Genomic DNA, 20,909 nt, shown 5'->3' with positions numbered 1-20,909 from the left:
TACCGCCGCGGCACGGCGTGAAGGCCTCAGGCCGTCGCTGCCTTGTCCAGCCACCGCGCCAGCTGGTCGGTGACCGCGGTGCTGGAAAACGAGCAGCTGTCCTGCGCGAACACCGCCGCCATCTCCAGCCGGCGCAGCAGCTCTTCCATGGCCTGGCCGTAGAGCGGCGGCAGGGCCAGCGCGCTGCAGGCATCGCGCCATTCGCGTACCAGCTCCTGCGCGGGCTTTGCGCCGGCCACGTGCTGCTCCAGCGCGGCGCGCATGCGCGCCAGCGCTTCCGAATGCTCAGCGCTCATGAACGGGCCCTCCTTTCCTTGTAGAGTTCGCGGAACGTGCGGCCCGACGGCGCCGGCATGTCGCGTGTTTCGGTCCAGCCCTTGCCCGCCAGCGGCAGGCTGGCGATCAGCCGGTTGCTTCCGCCCATGCGGCCCAGCAGCCAGGCACCGATGCGGGCAGTCAGCGCATAGAGTTCGGGCCGCTTCGCCACGTAGCCCCAGGCCTTCAGCGCAAAGCGCTCCTGCCAGGGCCGCAGGCCGCGCTCCATCTGCTTCTCGCGCAGCTTGCGCAACAGGTCGGACAACGGGATCGAGGCCGGGCAGACGCGATTGCATTCGCCGCACATGGTCGCCGCCTGCGGCAGGTCGACCGTCTTGGCCAGACCGACGTAGCTCGGCGTCAGCACGCTGCCCATCGGGCCGGGATAGACCCAGCCATAGGCATGGCCGCCGATCTTCTGGTAGACCGGGCAATGGTTCATGCAGGCGCCGCAGCGGATGCAGCGCAGCATCTCCTGGAAGTCGCCGCCGATCAGTCCCGAGCGGCCGCCATCGACCAGCACGAAGTACATGTGCTCGGGACCGTCGCGCTCGCCCTCGGCGCGCGGCCCGGTCAGCAGCGAGAAATAGTTGGAAATCGCCTGGCCGGTGGCAGAACGCGGCAGCAGGCGCATCACCGTGGCCAGGTCTTCCAGTGTGGGCAGCACCTTCTCGATGCCGGTCACCGCGACATGCACGCGCGGCATCACTGTGCACATGCCTTCATTGCCCTCGTTGGTGACCACCGCCACCGAGCCGGTCTCGGCGATGATGAAATTGCCGCCGGTGACGCCCATGTCGGCGCTGAGGAATTCCGGGCGCAGCACTTCGCGCGCCTCGCGCGTCATCTCCGGGATCTCGGTCAGGCGCGGCTTGTGGTGGACCCTGGCGAACAGGTCGGCGATCTCGTCCTTGTCCTTGTGCACCACCGGCGCAATGATGTGCGACGGCGGCTCCGAGTCGTTGATCTGCAGGATGTACTCGCCCAGGTCGGTCTCGATGCTCTGCACGCCCATCTCGCCGAGCACCTGGTTGAGGCGCATTTCCTCGGTCACCATCGACTTGCTCTTGATGACCTTCTTCACGCCGTGCATTTGCGCGATCTCGGCGACCAGCCGCGCGGCGTCGGCGGTGGTCTCGGCAAACAGCACGGTGGCGCCGCGGCGGGTGGCGTTCTCTTCGAACGTGGCGAGCCAGACGTCCAGGTTTTCCAGCGCCCGGTTGCGACGCTCTTTCAGGGCCTCGCGCGTGGCGTCGAAATCGATATCGCGGATCGCATCGGCGCGCGCCGTGACGAACTTGGTCGAAAGCTTCTTCAGGTTCTGCTGCAGGCGCTGGTCGGCCAGCTTCTGCCCGGCGCGCGCCTTGAATTCCATGCTGTGGACTTGCATCGTGGCGAATTCCTGGTGTGTCGGCGCGGTCAGGCGTCGCCCGCCAGCACCTGTGCGATATGCAGCACGCGCGTGCGGCTGTCGCCGATGCGGCGCAGGCGGCCTTCGATATTGAGCATGCAGCCCAGGTCGCCCAGCACCACGGCATCCGCACCGGTGGCCTGGATGTTGGCGCATTTCTCGTCGACGATGGCCGTGGAGATATTGCCGTACTTGACCGAGAAGGTGCCGCCGAAACCGCAGCAGGCCTCGCAGTCCTTCATCTCGGTCAGCTGCACGCCGGGCAGGCGCGACAGCAAGGCGCGCGGCTGCTGCTTGACGCCCAGTTCGCGCAGGCCGGAACAGGAATCGTGGTAGGTGACCTGGCCCGAGAACGTCGACGGCAGGGTCTCGATCCGGGCCACGCTGGCGAGGAAGTCGGTCAGCTCGAACACGCGTTCGCGCAGGCGCTCGTAACGGCCGTTCAGTTCCGGATCGTCGCGCAGCAAATCGGCGTAGTGATGCCGGATCATGCCGCCGCAGCTGCCCGACGGCACCACGATGTAGTCGAACATCTCGAACTCGCGCAGGAATTTCTCGGCCAGGTCGCGCGATACCGCGCGCTCCCCCGAGTTGTAGGCCGGCTGGCCGCAGCAGGTCTGCGCCTCGGGCACCATGACCTCGTAGCCGGCGGCTTCCAGCAGCTTGAGCACCGAAAAACCGATCTCCGGGCGCATCAGGTCCACCAGGCAGGTGTGGAACAGACCGACTCGCATTGTTGACTTCTCCCAGACCCTGAAACCCCGCAATTATGCGCGTTCGGCGCCGCGGGTGGCGCACAAAGCGTTAACTGGCCATATGAACGCGGTGCCACAGCACGGGACCAGAGTCGCGACATCACGCGGCGTTTCTTACCGTAATGTCATTTCACCTATTGAAATTTTCACGATGCGAGATAGAATCAGCCAGACGCTTAAAAATGCCGCAAGGCAACATTGCTACTTTTCCCAACCATGTCCGACGCAGACAAGTCACCCGGCAAGACGTCCATCCAGGTCATCGAGCGCATGATGACCCTGCTGGACGCCCTCGCCCAGCATGCCGACCCGGTCAGCCTGAAAGAGCTGTCGCTGGCCACCGGCCTGCATCCTTCTACCGCGCACCGCATCCTCAACGACATGGTGGCGTGCCGCTTTGTCGACCGCTCCGACCCCGGCAGCTACCGCCTCGGCATGCGGCTGCTGGAGCTGGGCAACCTGGTCAAGGCGCGCCTGTCGGTGCGCGACGCGGCGCTGGCGCCGATGCGCGCGCTGCACCGCGTCACCGGCCAGACCGTCAACCTGTCGGTGCGCCAGGGCGACGAGATCGTCTATATCGAGCGCGCTTACAGCGAGCGCTCGGGCATGCAGGTGGTGCGTGCCATCGGCGGCCGCGCGCCGCTGCACCTGACCTCGGTGGGCAAGCTGTTCCTGGCCGCCGACGAGTCGGCGCGCGTGCGCAATTACGCCACCCGCACCGGGCTGGCCGGCCACACCCGCACCTCGATCACTGACCTGGCCAAGCTGGAACGCGAACTCAACTGGGTCCGCACCAACGGCTATGCGCGCGACAACGAAGAGCTGGAACTGGGGGTGCGCTGCATCGCCGCCGGCATCTACGACGACTCGCGCCGGCTGGTCGCGGGCCTGTCGCTGTCGGCGCCGGCGGACCGGCTGCAGGACAGCTGGCTGCAGAACCTGAAGGACACCGCCCTGCAGATCTCGCGCGGCATGGGCTACGTGACCGAAGCCGCCGCCTGAGGCGAACGGGCCATGCACCGCCAACGCGCGGGCTGCCGGCAAGGCAGTCCGCGCGTTTTGCTTTGGCGCCGCGGGTTTTCATTGCATAAACGTTTACCCTATGTTTTCAGATAACCAGCAAACCTTATAATCGACGCCATGCGTACCCGCACCGTCACCCTTACCGAACAGGTCACGCGCCAGCTGCGCGCGGATATCGAAAGCGGCGCCTACCCCGTCGGCAGCCGCCTGCCGACCGGCCGGCAACTGGCCGAGCAATACGGCGTCAGCGCCGCCGTGATCCGCGAAGTCACCGAGCACCTGCGTTCGCAGGGCTTTGTCGAGTCGCGCCAGGGCGTCGGCTGCACGGTGCGCTCGCGCACCGGCGCAGCCGGGTTCCAGCTGCCGCGCCAGCCCGAGCTCGACGCCGGCGAGCTGGCCGACCTGTATGACCTGCGCATCGACCTGGAAGGCGCCGCCGCGGCGCTGGCCGCGGTGCGCCGCACCGACGACGACGTGGCCGCGCTGACCGCGCTGCTGCAGCGCCTGCAGGACCGGCTCTATGACCCGCAGCCAGCCGCCGATCTGGACGCGGCGTTGCATATCGGCATCGCCGCCGCCACGCACAACCCGTACTACCGCCAGCTGCTGCAATACCTGAACCTGCAGCTGCACCAGGCGGTCGCCACCGCGCGTGCGAATACGCTGCGCCAGCCCGGCCTGGCCGAGACCGTGCATGCCGAACACGAAGCCATCGTCACGGCCATCCGCCGCGGCGATGCCGGCGCGGCGCGCGCGGCGGCAGTGGCGCACCTGCAAAGCGCCGCGCGCCGCCTCGGGCTGACGCTACGCGTGCGCGACGACGCAGCACTGGCGCGTAGCGCCACCAGCACGGCATCCCTTTCCTGACAAGACACCACCATCATGCAAAACGGATCCTTTGCCCAGCGGCTCACCGAAGCCCTCGGCCCCGACACCGCGCTGACCCACCCGGACGACATCGCGCCGTGGCTGTCGGACTGGCGCGGCATCTACCGCGGCCAGGCCCAGGCGGTGCTGCGGCCCCGTAGCGTCGACGAGGTGTCGCGCGCGCTGGCGCTGTGCCAGCAGGCCGCGGTGCCGGTGGTGCCGCGCGGCGGCAATACCGGCCTGTGCGGCGGCGCCACCCCCGATGCGCGCGCGCAAAACGTGGTGCTGAGCCTGGACCGCATGAACGCGGTGCGCTCGCTCGACACCATCGCCAATACCATGGTGGCCGAGGCCGGCTGCATCCTGGGCAACCTGCGCCGCGCGGCGCAGGACGCCAACCGCCTGCTGCCGCTGTCGCTGGCCGCCGAGGACTCGTGCCAGATTGGCGGCAACCTGGCCACCAATGCCGGCGGCGTCAACGTGGTGCGCTATGGCATGACACGCGAACTGGTGCTGGGGGTCGAAGCGGTGCTGCCCAACGGCGAGGTCTTCCACGGGCTGCGCACGCTGCGCAAGGACAATACCGGCTACGACCTGAAGCAGCTGCTGATCGGCTCCGAAGGCACGCTCGGCGTGATCACCGCGGCGGCGCTGCGCCTGTTCCCGCGCACCGATACGCGCAGCGTGGTGCTGGCGGCGGTGGCCTCGCCCGCACAGTCGCTGGCGCTCTATGAACTGCTGTTCGAGCAATGCGGCGCACGCCTGCAGGCCTTCGAGTTCTTTACCGGCGCTTGCCTGGACCTGGTGCTCGCGCATGCGGAAGGCGTGCAGGAGCCGTTCGCGCAGCGCTATCCGGCCTATGTGCTGGTGGAACTGGCCGATACCACCGATGAGGCGGCGCTGAACGCGCTGCTGGAACGCGTCATCGGCGAGGCGCTGGAACGCGAGCTGTGCCTCGATGCCGCCGTCTCCGCTTCGCTGGCGCAACTGCAGGCGCTGTGGAAACTGCGCGAGGAAATCTCCGAAGCGCAGCGTGCCGACGGTCCGCACCTCAAGCACGACGTGTCGCTGCCGATCGAGCAGATCCCGGCTTTCATGGAGTCGATGGCAGCCCGGCTGCGCGCGCTCGATGCCGCGATCCGGCCCTTCGTGTTCGGGCACTTCGGCGACGGCAACCTGCACTACAACCTGTCGCGTCCGGCCGGGGCCCCCACGGACTGGGCAGCCACGCAGGGCGATGCCGTGACCGCTGCGGTGCTGGACGAGGTGATGCGGTACGGCGGCAGCATCAGCGCCGAGCATGGCATCGGCCAGCTCAAGCGCCATGCCTTCCTGGCGGTGAAGGATCCGCTGGAATTGCGCCTGATGCGCGAGCTCAAGGCGGTGTTCGATCCCGCCGGCATCATGAACCCCGGCAAGCTGCTCTGACGGGTCCTTCACCAAAGCAAAACGCGCCGCAATGCGGCGCGTTTTTTCCAGTCAGGCGTGCGGCCTCAGATGCCGCGCGATTGCTGCGAGGCCAGCACCGCGTGCGCGCTGCCCGGACCCTGCGTCAGGTTGGGCGACGACGGGAAGCCGCGCTGCGGCGAGGACGGCGAATGCTCGAGCCAGTCCTTGACGCGGTTGGCATCGGCAAAGCGCGACAGCTTGCCTGCCGAATCCAGGAACACCATCACCACATTGCGCCCGTGCACGCGGGCCTGCATCACCAGGCACTGGCCGGCCTCGGAGATAAAGCCGGTCTTCTGCAGGCCGATCTCCCAGTTGCCGCCGCGCACCAGGCGGTTGGTGCTGACGTAATGCTGGGTGCGGCCCAGCACGTTGACCTCATGCTCGGTCTGGGTCGAGAACTCGCGGATGGTCGGGTTGCGGTACGCGGCGTTGACCATGCGCACCAGGTCGGTCGCGCTCGACACGTTGCTGCTCGACAGGCCGCTGGAATCGACGAAATGGCTGTCGTTCATGCCGAGCTCGCGCGCCTTGCGGTTCATCGCCTGCACAAAGGCAGGCAAGCCGCCCGGGTAGTGGCGGCCCAGCGCCGAAGCGGCGCGGTTCTCGGACGACATCAGCGCCAGCAGCAGCAGTTCCTGGCGCGTCAGCTGGGTGCCGAAGCGCAGGCGCGAGCTGCTGTGCTTCTCGGTGTCGCGGTCTTCCTCGGTGATGGTCAGCACCTCGTCCATCGGCAGGCGCGAGTCCATCACCACCAGCGCGGTCATCAGCTTGGTGATCGATGCAATCGGCAGCACGGCGCCGGCATTCTTCTGGAACAGGACCTCGTTGGAATTCTGGTCCATCACCAGGGCAACGCTGGAGCGCAGGGCCAGGGCATCGTCGGTGTCGCGCAGGCCCATCGCCTCGCCCAGCGACGGCTTGGAAGGCGTGAACGCCGCCCGCACCGGGGCCGCGCGTTGCGCCACCACGACGTGGCGCTTGCCCTTCTTCAGCACCACCACCTTGCGCGCGGAGCCTGCCTCGCTCTGCGCGACCCGGGCGTTGCGGGCGCTCTTGGCAACCGGCCTGGAAGCGGTCTTTTTCTCCGTTTTGGCGGATGTTGCCTGTTTTTTGCTTGTTTTTGTTGATGCAGCCTGGGTGGCCGCTTCGGCCACGGGCACCGCGACCATCGACACCGACACCAGTACCGCGGCGGCGATGGCCGACAAGGGTGTGGAGCCGAAGAATCTGGAGAAAATGGAATCAGACCGGAACATGATTCGTTCAGCGCATAGGAATGGCGCTAGTGTAGGAAATAAAGAAATTGTTAGCAAGATTAAAGACTTACAGACGCTCCTTAAAGTTCGATTCACATACATTTCCGCATTGTGTAAAAAGTACGTGATGCGTCACGTCCGCTACCGAACTCTCGTGCGCTCGACCAAGCGCAGTCCGGCTCACCCTTGCTACCCCTTCGTAGCGATCCAGCCAATACGAAAAGTCTCTTGTGTTATCGGCGTTCATCGTTACATGTTGAAACAAATTTCACTATGAGAGAAAACGCGCGAACCCGCTGACCGGCTCACGTTCGGTGGTGAGGCGGTTGGCGACGGCCTCGGGATCGGCAAAACCCAGCGACATGCCGCACACCACCATTTCTTCCGGTGGCAGCCGCAGGTGGCTGGCAATGATCTTGTGGAACTGCGTGAACGCCGCCTGCGGGCAGGTATCGAGCCCGCGCGCCCGGGCGGCGACCATGATGCTTTGCAGGAACATGCCGTAGTCGAGCCAGCTGCCCTGCTCCATGATGCGGTCGATGGTAAAGATGATGCCTACCGGCGCATCGAAGAAACGGAAGTTGCGCGCATGCTGCTCATGCATGCGCGCCTTGTCCTCGCGGCTGATCTCGAGCAGCCCGTACAGGTCCCAGCCCACCTTGCGCCGCCGCGACAGATACGGGTCGGCCCATGCGCGCGGATAGTAGGGGTACTCCTCCCGGTACTTGCTGTCGCGCTCGGGGTCTTCATAGGCGGCCAGCACGTCGGCGCACAGCTTGGCCTTGGCGTCGCCCGACAGCACATAGACGCGCCACGGCTGCGTATTGGTGCCGGACGGCGCGCGGCTGGCCACCGCCAGGATCTCTTCCACGGTGCTGCGCGGCACGGGCGTATCGAGAAAGGCCCGCACCGAGCGCCGCGTCAGGATCGCGCGATCCACGCAGTCCACGGCCTCCTGCGAGCCGAGTTGCTTCTCGAGGGACATCTTGTTCATCTCCTGTTGCCCCGCCCTATTCCCGTGCGCCGGTCACCGCGCCCGCCGCCACCAGCGGCAGCAGCGCTTCGCGCAACGCGCCCGGCAACGGTACCGGCCGGCGCGTGGCACGATCGACATAGACGTGGATGAAATGCCCTTGCGCGGCAGCGACTTCGTTGTCGCCGCTGAACAGGCCGACCTCATAGCGCACGCTCGACGTGCCCAGCCTGGCTACGCGTAAACCCGCTACCACGGTCTCGGGAAAACTGAGCGACGAGAAGTAGTTGCACTGCGTCTCGATCACCAGCCCGATGGTCTCGCCCGACGTGACATCGAGCACGCCCTGCCGGATCAGGTAGGTATTCACCACGGTGTCAAAATAACTGTAGTAGACAACGTTGTTAACGTGGCCATAGACATCGTTGTCCATCCAACGCGTGGTGATCGGCTGGAAGTACGGATAGGCACTGCGCGATTCGGCTTGCGGTTTCATGGGGCGAGAGGGAGACAGGACGCGAGGCAGTACGAAATGCGAATATTCTGAACCAGCGGCCTACGCGATACGAACGCGCAGCCGCTAGCGACGGATGACAAGCGCGACACCCAGAGCAGCCAGCACCATGCCGGCGGCCGCCAGCGGCGGGAAGCGCTCGCCGAACAGCAGCCAGGCCATCACCGCAGTGGTGGGCGGGGTCAGGTACATCAGGCTGGACACCCTGGTGGCGGCACCCTGGCGGATCAGCAGGAACAGCAGCGAGATCGCGCCGATCGACAACGCCACCACCGACCATGCCAGCGCGCCGAGCATCGCGGCGGTCCACTGCACGTCCCGCGTCTCGCACAGGAACATGAACGGCACGCAGGCGAGCGCCGCCGCGGCGAACTGGATCACCGAACCCATGCGCAGGTCGAACACGGGGCAGAAATGCCGCTGGTAGACCGTGCCCACGGTGATGCTGAACAACGCCCCGCCCGCCAGGGCGAGGCTGGCCGGCGTCAAGCCGCTGGTGCCGAGCTTGTTCGCCACCACCAGCGCCACGCCGGCAATGCCCAGCAGCAGGCCCAGCCACTGGCGTGCGCCGATGCGCTCGCCCATGCGCGTGGCGATCAGCGCGGTCAGGATCGGCTGCATGCCGACAATCAGCGCCGATACGCCTGCCGGCATGCCGAGCTTGATCGCGGCCCATACCCCGCCGAGATAGCCCGCCTGCAGCAGCAGGCCGGCCACCGCGATATGCCCCACCGCGCGCCAGTGGGTCGCAGTCGATCCCGTCACGCGCGGCAGCGGCACGCGCGCCAGCAGCACGAACGGCACCATCAGCGCCAGCACGCCGGCAAAGCGCAGGAACAGGAAGGTCATCGGCTCCGCGTAGGGCATGCCGTACTTGGCGACGATAAAGCCGGTGCTCCAGATCAGCACGAACAGCCACGGCATCGACGCGACCCACAGCGTGGCGCGCGGGTTGGCCGCGCCGCTGCGGCCTGGCTCAATCGCCTCGCTCATGAGGCAAGCGGCGCGGCAAGCTGCGCGTAGCGGGCGTGATATTGCGCGGCGAGCCGCACCGTCTGCGCATGGACGGCAACGGTGTCTTCGATCTGGTGGCCGTAGCCGCCGGCCATGGTCACCGCCACCGGCAGCCGGCGTGCCTGCGCGGCGTCGAACACCAGGCGGTCGCGCCGTGCCAGGCCGGCCATGGTCAGTTTCAACCGCCCGAGCCGGTCGCCCTCGTGCGGGTCCGCGCCGGCCAGGTAAATCAGCAGGTCCGGCTCGAAGCGGCGGAACAGCGTGTCCAGCGCCGTCTGCAGCGCCTGCGCGTAGGCCTCGTCGTCGCAGCCATCCGGCAGGCCGACGTCGAGGTCGCTGGCTTCCTTGCGGAACGGGTAGTTCTTCTCGCCGTGCAGCGACAGCGTGAATACCGAGGGGTCGCCGTGCAGGATCGACGCGGTGCCGTTGCCCTGATGCACGTCGAGGTCGATCACCGCGACGCGGCGCACCGCGCCGTCGCGCTGCAGCACGCGCGCGGCGATGGCGGCATCGTTGAAGACGCAGAAGCCGCCGCCCTTGTCTGCATACGCGTGGTGCGTGCCACCCGCCAGGTTCACGGCAATGCCATCACGCAGCGCGCTGCGGCAGGCCTCGATGGTCGCGCCCGCCGAACGGCGCGAGCGCTCCACCATGGCCTCGGACCACGGAAAGCCGATCTCGCGCTGGCGCGACGCGTCGAGCGTCCCGGCCGAGGCCGCCTCTACATATTCCGCCGTGTGCGCCAGCAGCAGCGCATCGTCGCCGGCACGCGGCGCCTCGGACAGGCGCAGCCCGGGCACCTGGGCCGACACCGCGTCGCGCAGCATGCTGTACTTGCGCATGGGGAAGCGATGCCCTGGCGGCAGCGGCAGCACGAAGTGGTCGGCGTAGAAAGCGAGCATGGGATGAGGCCTGGGCGATCCTGTTCACATCTTGTTGGTGTTCCGGCCCCGGCCGGCGTGGCGGCGCGAGCAGCCTGGCATGGTAGCACCCCTGCCGGCGTATTGCCGGGTGGTCCTGGAATGGCTCTGAAGCCACTTGTCGTTAGCCGGCCCACCGGCATTTTGTGCGACGCACAAAATCTCCTTGACATTGATTAGGCGGCCCCTACAATACGGCTTGTTGCGGCGCACAACGGATTGGCGCCCTGACCCATCCACGCGCCTGGGCTGGCCGAAGCGGGTTCAACACCGTCACGGCCCTGACATCTAGGCGGCTTAATTTGCTTGACCTTGAAGTTCACCACTGGAGACCAGCAATGATCCTCACCCCGGAACAAGTCGCAGCAGCACAAAAGGCTAACCTCGAAACGCTGTTCGGCCTGACCACCAAGGCGTTTGAAGGCGTCGAAAAGCTCGTCGAACTGAACCTGCAGGTCGTCAAGGCCACCTTCGCCGAAAACGTCGACAACGCCAAGAAGGCGCTGTCGGCCAAGGACGCCCAGGAACTGCTGGCGATCCAGGCCGCAGCCGTGCAGCCGGTCGCCGAAAAGACCCTGGCCTACACCCGTCACCTGTACGAGATCGCTTCGGAAACCCAGAGCGAATTCGCCAAGGTGGCCGAGGCCCAGCTGGCCGAAGGCTCGAAGAACGTCCAGGCCCTGGTCGAGAACTTCGCCAAGAATGCCCCGGCCGGTTCGGAATCGACCGTGGCCATCGTGAAGTCGGCGATCTCCGCTGCCAACAACGCCTACGAGTCGGTGCAGAAGGCGACCAAGCAAGCGGTCGAAATCGCTGAAACCAACTTCCAGGCCGCCGCCACGGCTGCCACCAAGGCTGCCCAGCAAGCCAGCGCCACGGCCCGCACGGCCACGGCGAAGAAGGCCGCTGCTGCCTGATAGCCAGCGTTGAAGATGGACCGGCTGCGGCCGGTCCGTTGGCAAAGCCCATGCCACGCATGCCGTGGGCTTTGCCAACGATGAAGGGAGTGCCATGACCGACCGGCCCGGCGCTGCCTTGTCTGCCGATGTCTCCTCGGTACCGCGGTCTCCTTGTCCAAAGGTATCGTTAAACCCGACCTCTACAGGTCGGGTTTTTTTTCGCCGGTCAGGCCGCCTCCCCTCGATTCCCTGCATGCCGGGAAACGCTGACGACGGCCGGTCATGGCGGTTAATTGCACAATAAATGCTGATCGACAGCACGCGGATTCGACCTCCGGCATTGCAGAGTTGCCGTGTCGAACGTCAGTTCGAGGCGTGCTGTTTCACGATCGCCACGATGGAGTCCAGCCGTGCCCGGTCGCATGCCAGGGTCATGCCATCGGTAAAGACCGGCTGGGCCAGGCGCGTCAGCACATCGCCCGGCGGCGCTTCCAGCACCAGGCGCGCGCCATTGGCATGCGCGAGCAGCATGGTTTCATGCCAGCGCACCGGCGTGGCCATGTTCAGCGCCAGGTCGTCGCCGATCGTGCGCGGATCGCGCAGCTCGCGCGCCTTGCTCGCGCTGAAATAGCGCAGCGAGGGCGCGCGCAGCGCCACGCCCCGCATGGCCTGTTGCAGCGCCTGCGCCGCGTCGTCGAGCAGCCGGCAATGCGATGGCACGGGGATGGCGACCGGCTTCGCGGCCTGCGCGCCGGCGGCGAGCGCCAGCGCGGATACCTCGGCCATGGCCGCCTCGCTGCCGGCGATCACGATCTGCGTCGGTGCATTGAAGTTGGCCAGGTATACGGGCCGTTGCGGCGAGCACACCTGCGCCACCAGCGGTGCGAGCCGATGGCGGTCCAAGCCCAGGATGGCCGTCATGCCGTAGCCGCCGGGATAGGCCTGCGCCATCAGCTCGGCGCGCAGGCGCACCAGCCGCAAGGCATCGGCAAAGGCAAGCACGCCGGCAGTCACGGCGGCGGCATACGCGCCGATGGAAAGGCCTGCCACGGCATCGGCGCGAGCGCCGTGCGCGCCCAGGCACCGTGCCATCGCCACGCCTGACGTCAGCAGGCACAGCTGGGTCCAGACCGTGGATTGCAGGCGCTCGGGCGTATCCATCTCGGCCGCCGCCACTTGCAGCACCTGCTCCGCTTGCGCCAGCACGGACGCCACGGCCGGATCGTCTGGCAGGTCCTTCAGCATGCCGGGCCGCTGCGTTCCCTGCCCGGGGAACGTGATCAGGACTTGCATGGCGATGGATGCCACGGGTCGTCGCACAGGCACGGACCGTGCTCGGTCTTCAGCAGCACCCTGGCCCCGCTGCGCAGGCGCTCCAGCAGCGCAAAGCCGCCGAACGGCGTCGCGATCTGGATGTCGACGCGGACCGGCGCGGTGCGCTGCAGTTGGTCAAGCAGCCTGATCTGGCTGCCGGGCAGCGGCTGGTCTGCCTGCACGACCAGGTCGAGGTCGCTGTCGGCATGCAGCACGTTGGCCGCGCACGCGAGCGAGAAGCCGGCGCTGCCGGTTACGCCCCAGCGCATGCCGGCGGCATCGAGCCGGCCGGCGATGGCCTCCAGCGCGCGGATCGCAGGCAATGCCGTCAGGTCCGGGCGCAGGCGCCAGGCACGCACGGCGGCCAGGTCCATCGGCGTGACGAGTTTGCGGATTGCCGACGGCGCAATCCACGTGCCGAAGCGCTCGGCGCGCGTGCGGCCGCGCAGGCCGACCGGGACCTCCCCGGGCCGGCGGCCGTCGCGCCGCACGACCACCGGCGTGTCGTGCAGCGCCGGCAGCGAGACCCACGCCGGCAGCGCCACGCGCGCCAGCGCGCTGGCCGGGTCGTCCAGCCAGACCAGGTCGTGCGGCGCGGGTGCGGCGATCGTCAGGCTTGCCATTGCCGCGCCAGGCACGCGCGCACCTCTGCCGACGCCTTCCGGTTGGTGCCGCCCAGGCGGCCCTCGAGGCCTTGGGAGGGGTCGCGGCGGATGTCGGCCAGCGCGGCCAGGATGGTGTCGCGCGCGCGTTGCACATCGGCTGCCAGCGGTGCGCTGGCCGACTCGACGTCGATCAGCCGCCACAGGATGCCCAGCGTGGCGAAGTTCTCGATGTCGTAGGCCATCGGCGGCACCGTCGACGCCAGCGCCTCCAGGTCCTCGACCGTGCGCATGGTGATGCGGGCGGCCGCTTCCTTGCCCATCGCATGCACCAGCACGCCCCGGTCATTGAGCGCGATGATCCGGCTGGCCTGGTAGCCGTGCGCGAGGAAGGCGCCGGACATGGCGCGCCCGACGATCAGCGCCACCACCGGATGCCCGGCCAGGCGGGCCTCGGCATATGCAGCCACCGCGCCGGCCAGCGACTGGTGGATGCCGAGTGCCTCCTCGCGACGGCCGTACGCCTGGCTGGGCGTATCGACGATCGCCACGATAGCACGCCTGGCCGGCGCGGCGCGGTCCGCCGCGATCGCCTCGCGCACCGCGCGCGCCAGCGACCAGCCCTCGAGCAGACCGGCTTCGCCGTTGCGCGCGCGCGGAAAGCGGCTGGCGGCATCGGGGACCAGCGCAATCCAGCGCACCGCGGTGCCGGCCAGTTCGCCATCGGCCACCTGCACCGAGTCCGGATAGCCCGGCACGCGCGAGGCCGCCGGCGCCAGCGCCTGCAGCCAGCGTTCGCCGCGGCTGGCTTCGCGGGCGGCAGCGGAATGAAGTGGTGCGTTCATGCGTCGGTCCCCCGTTGAAACAGTGCCCGCACCTGCGCAGGCGTGGGTTGGGCGCTGGCGTCGTACGCCTGCAGCGCGGCGAGGTATTGCGCGACTTGCTCGCTGCGGTGGCTGGCGGCGACCGGCTCGCGCAGTAGCGCGGCAACCTGCGCGCGCATGGCGTCGCAATCGTCGTCGACAAACGCATCGGCAAAGCCGGTGGCGACGCGCTGCGTGCCGCCGGTGAAGCTCCAGATAAAGGGCCGGTCGCGCGAGTCGTACTCGGCGATGCCCGCCTCCTGCTCGATCACTGCCGGGCCGTTCAGTCCCAGCCGGCCCTCCTGCGTCATCACCAGCGCGCTGCACAGGCCGGCCGCGATCGACATGCCGCCAAAACAGCCCACCTGCCCCGCGATCACGCCGACCACCGGCTGGTAGCGGCGCAGGTCGACGATTGCGGCATGGATCTCGGCAATCGCGGCCAGGCCAAGATTGGCCTCCTGCAGCCGCACGCCGCCGGTTTCCAGCAGCAGCACCGCGCGCGTCGGTTCGCCGCGGCGGTTGTCGTCGGCCGCCAGTTCCAGCGCGCCGGCGATCTTGGCGCCGCCGACCTCGCCCATGCTGCCGCCCTGGAAGGCGCCCTCGATGGCCAGCACCACCACCGGCATGCCGTCGATGCGCCCCTTGGCCACCACCACGCCGTCATCGCTCTGCGGCACCACGCCCTGCGGCGGCAGCCACGGCGACTGCAGGCCGTCGAACGGCCCCGCCAGCTCGCGGAAAGTGCCCGGATCGAGCAATGCACGCGCGCGCTCGCGTGCGCCGAGTTCGATAAAGCTGTTGCGCGCCAGCAGTTCCGCCGTGTTCATGCGCCGTCTCCTTGTTGCGGGCCGCCCAGCGCTTCAAAGGCTTCCGCCAGGCGCATGCCGACCACGCCCGGCGTTGCGCCGAAGTCGTGGATGCGGATCTGCATCGATGCGCGCGGCTCTGCGGCGAAGACGCGCGAGAGCTGCGCATCCCAGACGCGGCCGTAGCCATTGATCGAGGTGGTGACCTCTACCGTGGTCTTGCCGCCCTGGCCTGGCTCGACCACTACCTCGAGGTCGCCCGACCCCACCACGCCGACCAGTACGCGTCCGGTGGCGGGTTGTCCCGCCGGGAATTCAAAGCGCAGTTGTTCCATCACAGTCTCCTGGAGTCGTTGTTCGCGGCCGATCTTGCAGCCGTCATGCCGGCAGTCCCGTCCCGCGACAGCCGGTCGAGGAAGATCGTCGCGGCCAGCAGGTCCGCGGCGCCGCCCGGCGAGGCGCGCCTGGCCAGCATGCCGGCGTCGAGGCTGCGCAGCTGGCGCCGTCCGGCCACGGTGCCTGCGCCGCCTGCCGACAGCACCGCCCTGGCACCGGCCTGCATGTAGTCGAGCCCGGGCCGCCCCGACCTGGCCAGCACGCAGGTATCGTCCAGCTCGCTCATCAGCGCCAGCAGCGCGTTCAGGCGTGCCGTCGCTTCGGTATCGCCGCGCGCGCGGCTGCGCTGCAGCGCCGGCAGCGCCAGCCGCGTCACATGCGGAAAGCCCGCGCGCGCCTGCGCGCGCGCGCCGCCGACACCGTAGGCCAGGCAGGCGAGTTCGCCCTTGTTGCCGGTGAGCACCGGCCGGTGCCGGTCTGCCAGCGAGGCAATGGCGCCCGCCGTGGCGCTGATCGCCCCGGCACTGGCGGCCAGCCCTGCCGCACGCGCGTGCGCCGCGGCGCCGACCAGCAGGCCGATGCACCAGATCGCGCCGCGATGCGTGTTGACGCCGCCGGTGGCGGCCAGCATCACGGCCTCGGCCTCGCGGCCGAGCGCGCCCAGCTGCTCGCGCAGGCCATAGCCCACTCGCGGCGCCTGCAGGCCGGCATCGGCCATGGCCGCGAACGACGGCCCCAGCGCGTGCGCCGAGCGCAGCATCAGCGGTAAGCTAAGGTCGGCATGGGCCCCGTTGCCGCGGCTGTCGACCAGGCCGGGCTTGGGCGAGAGCCGCGCCTCTTCGGCAATGGCGCCGACGGCGAGTCCCGCCAGCGCCTCGGCATGGGCCGACGCCGGGCGCTGCGCGGGCTCGTACGAGGCCGGCGCTTGCAGGATCCTTGCGGTGGCGCCCGCCATCACCAGCTCCGGAAGCGTGCCGGCGGCTCGTACAGACCGCCGGACCAGTCGACCAGGTCCGCCATGCTCTTGGCCGCCAGCAGGCTGCGCGTGGCCTGGCTGCGCTGCACGCCCAGGTCTTCCGGCAGCGCGATCAGGCCGTCGCTGCGCATCCGGCGCGTGGTGGCGGGATCGTGCTTCAGGCCGATGGGCGTGACGCCGGCCACGGCGGCAATCATGCGGCGCCGCTCCTCCAGCGATTGCGCCTTGTACAGGTAGGCAATGCCTTCTTCGGTCAGCACGTGCGTGACGTCGTCGCCGTAGATCATCACCGGCGCCAGCGGCATGCCGCTTTCGCGCGCGACCTCGACCGCATCCATCGATTCGACAAAGGTCGGCTTGCCGCCCGCCTGGAAGGTCTCGACCATCTGCACCACCAGCTTGCGGCCGCGCGCAAGCGGGTCGTCGGTCTCGATCAGGTCGAGCCAGGCCGGCGTCGGGTGGCGGCGCCCGCCCGGCTGGTGCCCCATGTTGGGCGCGCCGCCAAAGCCCGACAGCCGCCCGCGCGTCACCGTGGAAGAATGGCCGTCGCCGTCGATCTGCAGCGTCGAGCCGATGAACAGGTCGACCGCGTACTGGCCGGCAAGCTGGCAGAAGGCCCGGTTCGAGCGCATCGAGCCGTCCGAGCCGGTGAAGAACACGTCCGGCCGCGCGGCGACATAGGCCTCCATGCCGAGTTCGCTGCCGAAGCTGTGCACGCTCTCGACCCAGCCGGTCTCGATCGCCGGAATCAGGGTCGGGTGCGGGTTGAGCGTCCAGTACTTGCAGATCCTGCCTTTGAGACCGAGCGACTCGCCATAGGTCGGCAGGATCAGCTCGATCGCCGCGGTGTTGAAGCCGATGCCATGGTTGAGCGACTGCACCTGGTGGCGCTCGTAGATGCCGCGGATCGCCATCATTGCCATCAGCACGTGCACCGGCTTGATCAGCCGCGGGTCGCGCGTGAACAGCGGTTCGCAGAAGAACGGCTGGTCCGCCTGCACCACGTAGTCGATCCATGAGCCCGGCACGTCGACGCGCGGCAGGCCCGCGGGGTCGTCGACGATCTCGTTGACCTGCGCGATCACCAGCCCGTCGCGGAAGGCCGCGGCCTCGACCAGCGCCGGCGTATCCTCGGTGCTCGGGCCGGTATAGAGGTTGCCCTGCCGATCGGCCTTGTAGCCGGCGATCAGCACCACATTGGGCACCAGGTCCACGTACAGCCGCGAATACAGCTCGATATAGGTATGGATCGCGCCGACTTCGAGCTGCCCGTCCTCCAGGAACTGCGAGATGCGGATGCTCTGCGCCCCCGCGTACGAGAAATCGAGCTTGCGCGCGATGCCGCGTTCGAACAGGTCGAGGTGCTCGACCCGGCTGACGCTGGGGATGATCATGTGGAGCGCATTGACGCGCGCCGGATCGACCTGCGCCAGCGCGCGCGACAGGAAGTCGGCCTGCTTCTGGTTGTTGCCCTCCAGCACCACGCGGTCGCCGCACGCCAGCACGGCCTCCAGGAACGCGACGATGTCGCTGGTCGGCACCACCTTGCCATCGGCAACGGCTGCGGCGTTCTGCTTGCGGCGCGCCTTGGCTTGCCTGCGGGTATTCCACTGTCGGCCCGTGCTGGTGTGGGTCATCGCGTCTCCGGCTGGTGTCGGTCTGATGGCTCCACCTTAAACACGCGGACTTCACCAAGCAATCACGCCGGGAAACGAACCGTTACGCTGGCCGGAAGCGAGACTCGGGCGTGGCCGCAACGCCGCCCGGGTGCCTTACTCGTCGGCGTCGCGCATTGCCATGCGGCAGGCAGCCGCCAGCGCCAGCAGGTTGGGATCGCGCTCGCGCCGGCGCAGAAAGTTCATGGCGATGGTCTGCTTGATATCGTATTCGCCGGCCAGCGGCACGAACGCCACATTGCGCGAATACACGCCTTTGACCCGGCCTGGCAGCAGCGTATAGCCGATGCCGCCGCCCACCAGGTTCATCAGCGAAAAGATATCGCCGACCTTCATCACCACATTCGGCGTGAATTCAGCAATGCGGAACGCCTCGACAAAGCCGCTGTAGGTGACGAAACCCTCGCTCAGGCTGACGAAGGGCTCGTCGCGGCAGGCGCGCAGGTCCACCGCGGGCATCGAGGCATAGGGTGAATCGGCCGGCGCCGCGAAGAAGATATCGTCCTCGAACAGCGGGATCGACTCGATCTCCGGATCGGGCTCGGGCACGGCCATCAGCGCGGCATCGATCGAGCCCTGCTTGAGCTTCTGCAACAGGTCCGCGTTCGATCCCAGCACCAGCTCGGTCTGCAGTTCCGGGCGCCGCAGCTTCAGCCCGATCACGACCTTCGGCACGGTCTGGACCGTCAGCGAATAAAGCGACCCGATCTTGAGGTGGTCGGCCGAAAAGCCGGCGGCCTCGCGCGTGGCGCGGATGCCGTCGGCCATGGTCTTGAGCACTTCCCGGGCCGTATCCGCCAGCACATGGGCGGCATCGGTCGGGATCAGGTTGCGGCCCTCGTGGCGGAACAGCGCGCAGCTGGTGCCCTCTTCCAGCGAATGCAGCGCGCGGTGCACGCTGACCGTGCTGGTATCGAGGATCTCGGCCGCCTTGGCCAGGTTGCCCGATTCCATGAACGCCAGCAGGGCTTCGAGCTTGCGGAAGGTGATCTCTTCGCCGATGCGGATTCTCATGGGTCGGGGCGATGGTGGGGGCAGGTTCCTATCTTAGCCGCGTGTGGGCCGGTGTGCACCGCTGGGCGGCCAACTGGACTGGGCTATCCAGCGCCGGCTCGCAAGCAGTTTCATGGTCAGGCGTCGGGGCAACCGCAATCAAAGCACGACGAAGACAAGCCACAGCACCACCGGCGCGATCACGGTGACCAGCGCGCCATAGATCAGCAGCGTGCGGAAGAAGGCCTGCCGATCCACGCCCTGCGCGTTGGCGAGCACCAGCGCGCCGTTGGTCGAGAACGGGCTGACGTCGACGATGGTCGAGGACACCGCCATCGCGGCGATAAAGCCGATCGCGCCCACGTCCGATCCCTGCTGCAGGAACGGCACGGCCAGCGGGATCAGCGACCCCAGCACGGCGGTCGACGAGGCGAAGGCCGACACCACCGCGCCGACCACGCACAGCAGCAGCGCGGCCATCAGCGGCGACGTCAGGCCCGCCACGCTATGGCCGACGAAGTCGATGGTGCCCATCTTGTCCATCACCCCGACGAAGGTGCTGACGCCGACGATCAGCATGATCTCGGGCCACGACACCTGGCCCAGCGCGCGCTTCTGCAGTTCCGGCGCGATCAGCGTGAGCAGCAGCGCGATGGTCAGCGAGACAAAGCCGATATCGAGCTTGAAATAGAGCGTCAGCACCGCCAGCGCGACCAGGCCGCCCACGGTCAGGTACTGGTAGAGGCCGGCCGGGGCCGCGGCTGCAGCTTCGGCTTCGCTGCCGAGCAGCGCAGCGCGGTCGCGCGCCATGGTCTTCCGCTCTTCGAGGCCGGCCTCGGCTTCCGCGTCGCCGTAGACCTGCGCGCCCTGTGCCGGCACGGTACGCGCGCCGAACGGCGCCCTCATGGCCAGCACGCCGCCAGCCACCGCTTGCGGCGCGGCCGCTGCCGGCGCCGATTGCCGCATCAGGCGCAGACCGCCCAGCGCAACGAAGAGGCCGGCGGCCACCGCGAGGTTGACGCCCAGGCTGGCGAACGCCGTCGCCATCTCGTTGAGCGGCAGCCCGGCCTTCTGCACGATCTTGTTGGTGATGCCGCCATAGATGCTGATCGGCGAAAAGCCGCCGCCCTGCGCGCCATGGATGACCATCAGGCCCATCAGCAGCGGGTTGATGCCGTAGCGCGCGGCAAAGCCCAGCGCGATCGGCGCGATGATGGCCACCGCCGCCGGGCTGACCGCGCCGACCGACGTCAGCAGCGCCGCGATCATGAACATGATCCACGGAATGGCGGCGATCCGGCCGCCCACGGCCCGCACCGCGAGCCGCACCAGCCAGTCGATGGTGCCGTTGTTCTGCGCCACCGCGAACAGGTAGGTAATGCCGACCAGGGTCAGGAACAGGTCGACGGGAAAGCCGGCAAGGATGGCCTTGGCCGGCATGGCCGCGACCAGGGTGCCGACCAGGAAGGCACCGACAAAGGCCAGCGCGCCCATGTTGACACGCAGTACCGTGGCGATGACGAACATCAGCCCGAGCACCGAGATGGAAATGACGTGTGACGACATGACGGCTCCGTGGCGGCTTGCGCGTCCGCGCACACCGACTGGCAAGTAAGTCAGGGGAATGCGGCAGCACGGCGGGCCGGCTGCCGGAGATGCAGGTCCGCCGCTACGGCAACGTATGGAAGGGATAGGCCATGATGTTGTCTCCTGGTCTGTGCGGCCGCATGGAACGGCACCGACCGCCGGGTCCGAAACCGCGTCCGCTATATCTTGTTGGTCTGGCTGAACGATATGGCGCCGCGACGCGGCCATCAATTAAGCGCCTGGGCCGATCCTTACGGAAAGCGGAAAGCAGGCATGCAAGAAACGCCGGACGGCCGGCACAAGGAATGGTTGCCTTGCCATGGCGCTGAATGGCATGCTGTCGGCCGGGCCATT

Annotated in this window: 21 protein-coding genes; 4 read left to right on the top strand and 17 right to left on the bottom strand. The window is 68.1% G+C overall.

Translation table 11 applies throughout. The annotated features are described in order from the left end of the window. Positions 1-26: 26 nt before the first annotated feature. The 3 genes from A3AG_RS0104860 to A3AG_RS0104850 are packed head-to-tail and all read right to left on the bottom strand — an operon-like array spanning position 27 to position 2,460. On the bottom strand, positions 27-296 hold the full coding sequence (locus A3AG_RS0104860; RefSeq protein ID WP_018004341.1) for a hypothetical protein: 270 nt from the start codon (positions 294-296) through the stop codon (positions 27-29). Then, positions 293-1,705, bottom strand: coding sequence for a LutB/LldF family L-lactate oxidation iron-sulfur protein (locus A3AG_RS0104855; RefSeq protein WP_018004340.1), 1,413 nt, complete (start codon positions 1,703-1,705; stop codon positions 293-295). The genes A3AG_RS0104860 and A3AG_RS0104855 overlap by 4 nt, the downstream gene beginning before the upstream one ends. A 29-nt stretch (positions 1,706-1,734) precedes the next feature. Further along, a complete protein-coding gene (locus tag A3AG_RS0104850; protein WP_018004339.1) occupies positions 1,735-2,460 on the bottom strand; it encodes a (Fe-S)-binding protein in 726 nt (241 codons plus the stop codon). A gap of 237 nt (positions 2,461-2,697) precedes the next feature. On the opposite strand from A3AG_RS0104850, the gene A3AG_RS0104845 reads away from it, so the two are divergent. From A3AG_RS0104845 to A3AG_RS0104835, 3 genes are all read left to right on the top strand, one after another. Further along, a complete protein-coding gene (locus A3AG_RS0104845; protein ID WP_012352591.1) occupies positions 2,698-3,483 on the top strand; it encodes an IclR family transcriptional regulator in 786 nt (261 codons plus the stop codon). A gap of 138 nt (positions 3,484-3,621) precedes the next feature. Beyond that, entirely contained in the window at positions 3,622-4,371 is a 750-nt protein-coding gene (locus A3AG_RS0104840; RefSeq protein ID WP_018004338.1) for a FadR/GntR family transcriptional regulator, read from the top strand. A 15-nt stretch (positions 4,372-4,386) separates the two neighbouring features. Next, on the top strand, positions 4,387-5,799 hold the full coding sequence (locus A3AG_RS0104835; protein WP_018004337.1) for an FAD-binding oxidoreductase: 1,413 nt from the start codon (positions 4,387-4,389) through the stop codon (positions 5,797-5,799). A 65-nt stretch (positions 5,800-5,864) separates the two neighbouring features. Here A3AG_RS0104835 and pbpG read toward each other — a convergent pair whose 3' ends face one another. The 5 genes from pbpG to A3AG_RS0104810 all read right to left on the bottom strand — a co-directional run bounded on the left by pbpG (position 5,865) and on the right by A3AG_RS0104810 (position 10,482). After that, positions 5,865-7,079, bottom strand: coding sequence for a D-alanyl-D-alanine endopeptidase (gene pbpG, locus A3AG_RS0104830; RefSeq protein WP_145987496.1), 1,215 nt, complete (start codon positions 7,077-7,079; stop codon positions 5,865-5,867). A 271-nt stretch (positions 7,080-7,350) separates the two neighbouring features. Continuing rightward, positions 7,351-8,073, bottom strand: a complete 723-nt coding sequence (locus tag A3AG_RS0104825) for a nitroreductase (RefSeq protein ID WP_018004335.1) — start codon at positions 8,071-8,073, stop codon at positions 7,351-7,353. A gap of 16 nt (positions 8,074-8,089) precedes the next feature. Then, entirely contained in the window at positions 8,090-8,548 is a 459-nt protein-coding gene (locus A3AG_RS0104820) for an acyl-CoA thioesterase (RefSeq protein ID WP_018004334.1), read from the bottom strand. 84 nt (positions 8,549-8,632) lie between these two features. After that, complete coding sequence (locus tag A3AG_RS0104815) at positions 8,633-9,559, bottom strand: DMT family transporter (RefSeq protein ID WP_018004333.1); 927 nt, start codon at positions 9,557-9,559, stop codon at positions 8,633-8,635. After that, the gene (locus A3AG_RS0104810) at positions 9,556-10,482 is read right to left on the bottom strand and encodes a histone deacetylase family protein (protein WP_026163947.1); all 927 of its coding nucleotides are present in this window, start codon (positions 10,480-10,482) and stop codon (positions 9,556-9,558) included. Before A3AG_RS0104810 ends, A3AG_RS0104815 begins: the two co-directional genes overlap by 4 nt. Before the next feature lie 356 nt (positions 10,483-10,838). Here A3AG_RS0104810 and phaP1 point away from each other — a divergent pair, with 356 nt between their 5' ends. Beyond that, positions 10,839-11,417, top strand: a complete 579-nt coding sequence (phaP1, locus tag A3AG_RS0104805; RefSeq protein ID WP_018004332.1) for a TIGR01841 family phasin PhaP1 — start codon at positions 10,839-10,841, stop codon at positions 11,415-11,417. A 345-nt stretch (positions 11,418-11,762) separates the two neighbouring features. Here the strand turns inward: phaP1 and mdcH are convergent, their stop codons facing one another. The 9 genes from mdcH to A3AG_RS0104760 all read right to left on the bottom strand — a co-directional run bounded on the left by mdcH (position 11,763) and on the right by A3AG_RS0104760 (position 20,534). Beyond that, a complete protein-coding gene (mdcH, locus tag A3AG_RS0104800; RefSeq protein WP_018004331.1) occupies positions 11,763-12,692 on the bottom strand; it encodes a malonate decarboxylase subunit epsilon in 930 nt (309 codons plus the stop codon). Next, positions 12,680-13,336 (bottom strand): malonate decarboxylase holo-ACP synthase, encoded by a 657-nt coding sequence (locus A3AG_RS0104795; protein ID WP_018004330.1) that lies wholly within the window; start codon positions 13,334-13,336, stop codon positions 12,680-12,682. The genes mdcH and A3AG_RS0104795 overlap by 13 nt, the downstream gene beginning before the upstream one ends. Next, entirely contained in the window at positions 13,324-14,160 is an 837-nt protein-coding gene (gene mdcE / locus A3AG_RS0104790) for a biotin-independent malonate decarboxylase subunit gamma (RefSeq protein ID WP_018004329.1), read from the bottom strand. The genes A3AG_RS0104795 and mdcE overlap by 13 nt, the downstream gene beginning before the upstream one ends. Continuing rightward, positions 14,157-15,008 carry a biotin-independent malonate decarboxylase subunit beta gene (locus A3AG_RS0104785; RefSeq protein ID WP_018004328.1) on the bottom strand — a complete coding sequence of 284 codons (852 nt, stop codon included), beginning with the start codon at positions 15,006-15,008 and terminating at the stop codon, positions 14,157-14,159. The genes mdcE and A3AG_RS0104785 overlap by 4 nt, the downstream gene beginning before the upstream one ends. Then, entirely contained in the window at positions 15,005-15,322 is a 318-nt protein-coding gene (locus tag A3AG_RS0104780; RefSeq protein WP_018004327.1) for a malonate decarboxylase subunit delta, read from the bottom strand. The genes A3AG_RS0104785 and A3AG_RS0104780 overlap by 4 nt, the downstream gene beginning before the upstream one ends. Continuing rightward, the gene (locus tag A3AG_RS31360) at positions 15,322-16,278 is read right to left on the bottom strand and encodes a triphosphoribosyl-dephospho-CoA synthase (protein WP_018004326.1); all 957 of its coding nucleotides are present in this window, start codon (positions 16,276-16,278) and stop codon (positions 15,322-15,324) included. Before A3AG_RS31360 ends, A3AG_RS0104780 begins: the two co-directional genes overlap by 1 nt. After that, positions 16,278-17,936: a malonate decarboxylase subunit alpha gene (gene mdcA, locus A3AG_RS0104770; protein ID WP_018004325.1), complete on the bottom strand. Its 1,659-nt coding sequence runs from the start codon at positions 17,934-17,936 to the stop codon at positions 16,278-16,280. Before mdcA ends, A3AG_RS31360 begins: the two co-directional genes overlap by 1 nt. Before the next feature lie 135 nt (positions 17,937-18,071). Further along, the gene (locus tag A3AG_RS0104765) at positions 18,072-18,989 is read right to left on the bottom strand and encodes a LysR family transcriptional regulator (RefSeq protein ID WP_018004324.1); all 918 of its coding nucleotides are present in this window, start codon (positions 18,987-18,989) and stop codon (positions 18,072-18,074) included. A 138-nt stretch (positions 18,990-19,127) separates the two neighbouring features. Further along, complete coding sequence (locus A3AG_RS0104760; RefSeq protein WP_018004323.1) at positions 19,128-20,534, bottom strand: SLC13 family permease; 1,407 nt, start codon at positions 20,532-20,534, stop codon at positions 19,128-19,130. Positions 20,535-20,909: the final 375 nt, after the last annotated feature.

This window comes from Cupriavidus neocaledonicus, from assembly GCF_000372525.1.
GTDB lineage: Bacteria > Pseudomonadota > Gammaproteobacteria > Burkholderiales > Burkholderiaceae > Cupriavidus > Cupriavidus neocaledonicus.
This window is presented reverse-complemented; position numbering and strand designations above follow the sequence as displayed.

What these genes read in the sequence shown, in the direction of transcription:
- A3AG_RS0104860 (WP_018004341.1), bottom strand. Translation starts at nt 296, where the DNA reads ATGAGCGCTGAGCATTCGGAAGCGCTGGCGCGCATGCGCGCCGCGCTG.
- A3AG_RS0104855 (WP_018004340.1), bottom strand. Translation starts at nt 1,705, where the DNA reads ATGCAAGTCCACAGCATGGAATTCAAGGCGCGCGCCGGGCAGAAGCTG.
- A3AG_RS0104850 (WP_018004339.1), bottom strand. Translation starts at nt 2,460, where the DNA reads ATGCGAGTCGGTCTGTTCCACACCTGCCTGGTGGACCTGATGCGCCCG.
- A3AG_RS0104845 (WP_012352591.1), top strand. Translation starts at nt 2,698, where the DNA reads ATGTCCGACGCAGACAAGTCACCCGGCAAGACGTCCATCCAGGTCATC.
- A3AG_RS0104840 (WP_018004338.1), top strand. Translation starts at nt 3,622, where the DNA reads ATGCGTACCCGCACCGTCACCCTTACCGAACAGGTCACGCGCCAGCTG.
- A3AG_RS0104835 (WP_018004337.1), top strand. Translation starts at nt 4,387, where the DNA reads ATGCAAAACGGATCCTTTGCCCAGCGGCTCACCGAAGCCCTCGGCCCC.
- pbpG (WP_145987496.1), bottom strand. Translation starts at nt 7,079, where the DNA reads ATGTTCCGGTCTGATTCCATTTTCTCCAGATTCTTCGGCTCCACACCC.
- A3AG_RS0104825 (WP_018004335.1), bottom strand. Translation starts at nt 8,073, where the DNA reads ATGAACAAGATGTCCCTCGAGAAGCAACTCGGCTCGCAGGAGGCCGTG.
- A3AG_RS0104820 (WP_018004334.1), bottom strand. Translation starts at nt 8,548, where the DNA reads ATGAAACCGCAAGCCGAATCGCGCAGTGCCTATCCGTACTTCCAGCCG.
- A3AG_RS0104815 (WP_018004333.1), bottom strand. Translation starts at nt 9,559, where the DNA reads ATGAGCGAGGCGATTGAGCCAGGCCGCAGCGGCGCGGCCAACCCGCGC.
- A3AG_RS0104810 (WP_026163947.1), bottom strand. Translation starts at nt 10,482, where the DNA reads ATGCTCGCTTTCTACGCCGACCACTTCGTGCTGCCGCTGCCGCCAGGG.
- phaP1 (WP_018004332.1), top strand. Translation starts at nt 10,839, where the DNA reads ATGATCCTCACCCCGGAACAAGTCGCAGCAGCACAAAAGGCTAACCTC.
- mdcH (WP_018004331.1), bottom strand. Translation starts at nt 12,692, where the DNA reads ATGCAAGTCCTGATCACGTTCCCCGGGCAGGGAACGCAGCGGCCCGGC.
- A3AG_RS0104795 (WP_018004330.1), bottom strand. Translation starts at nt 13,336, where the DNA reads ATGGCAAGCCTGACGATCGCCGCACCCGCGCCGCACGACCTGGTCTGG.
- mdcE (WP_018004329.1), bottom strand. Translation starts at nt 14,160, where the DNA reads ATGAACGCACCACTTCATTCCGCTGCCGCCCGCGAAGCCAGCCGCGGC.
- A3AG_RS0104785 (WP_018004328.1), bottom strand. Translation starts at nt 15,008, where the DNA reads ATGAACACGGCGGAACTGCTGGCGCGCAACAGCTTTATCGAACTCGGC.
- A3AG_RS0104780 (WP_018004327.1), bottom strand. Translation starts at nt 15,322, where the DNA reads ATGGAACAACTGCGCTTTGAATTCCCGGCGGGACAACCCGCCACCGGA.
- A3AG_RS31360 (WP_018004326.1), bottom strand. Translation starts at nt 16,278, where the DNA reads ATGGCGGGCGCCACCGCAAGGATCCTGCAAGCGCCGGCCTCGTACGAG.
- mdcA (WP_018004325.1), bottom strand. Translation starts at nt 17,936, where the DNA reads ATGACCCACACCAGCACGGGCCGACAGTGGAATACCCGCAGGCAAGCC.
- A3AG_RS0104765 (WP_018004324.1), bottom strand. Translation starts at nt 18,989, where the DNA reads ATGAGAATCCGCATCGGCGAAGAGATCACCTTCCGCAAGCTCGAAGCC.
- A3AG_RS0104760 (WP_018004323.1), bottom strand. Translation starts at nt 20,534, where the DNA reads ATGTCGTCACACGTCATTTCCATCTCGGTGCTCGGGCTGATGTTCGTC.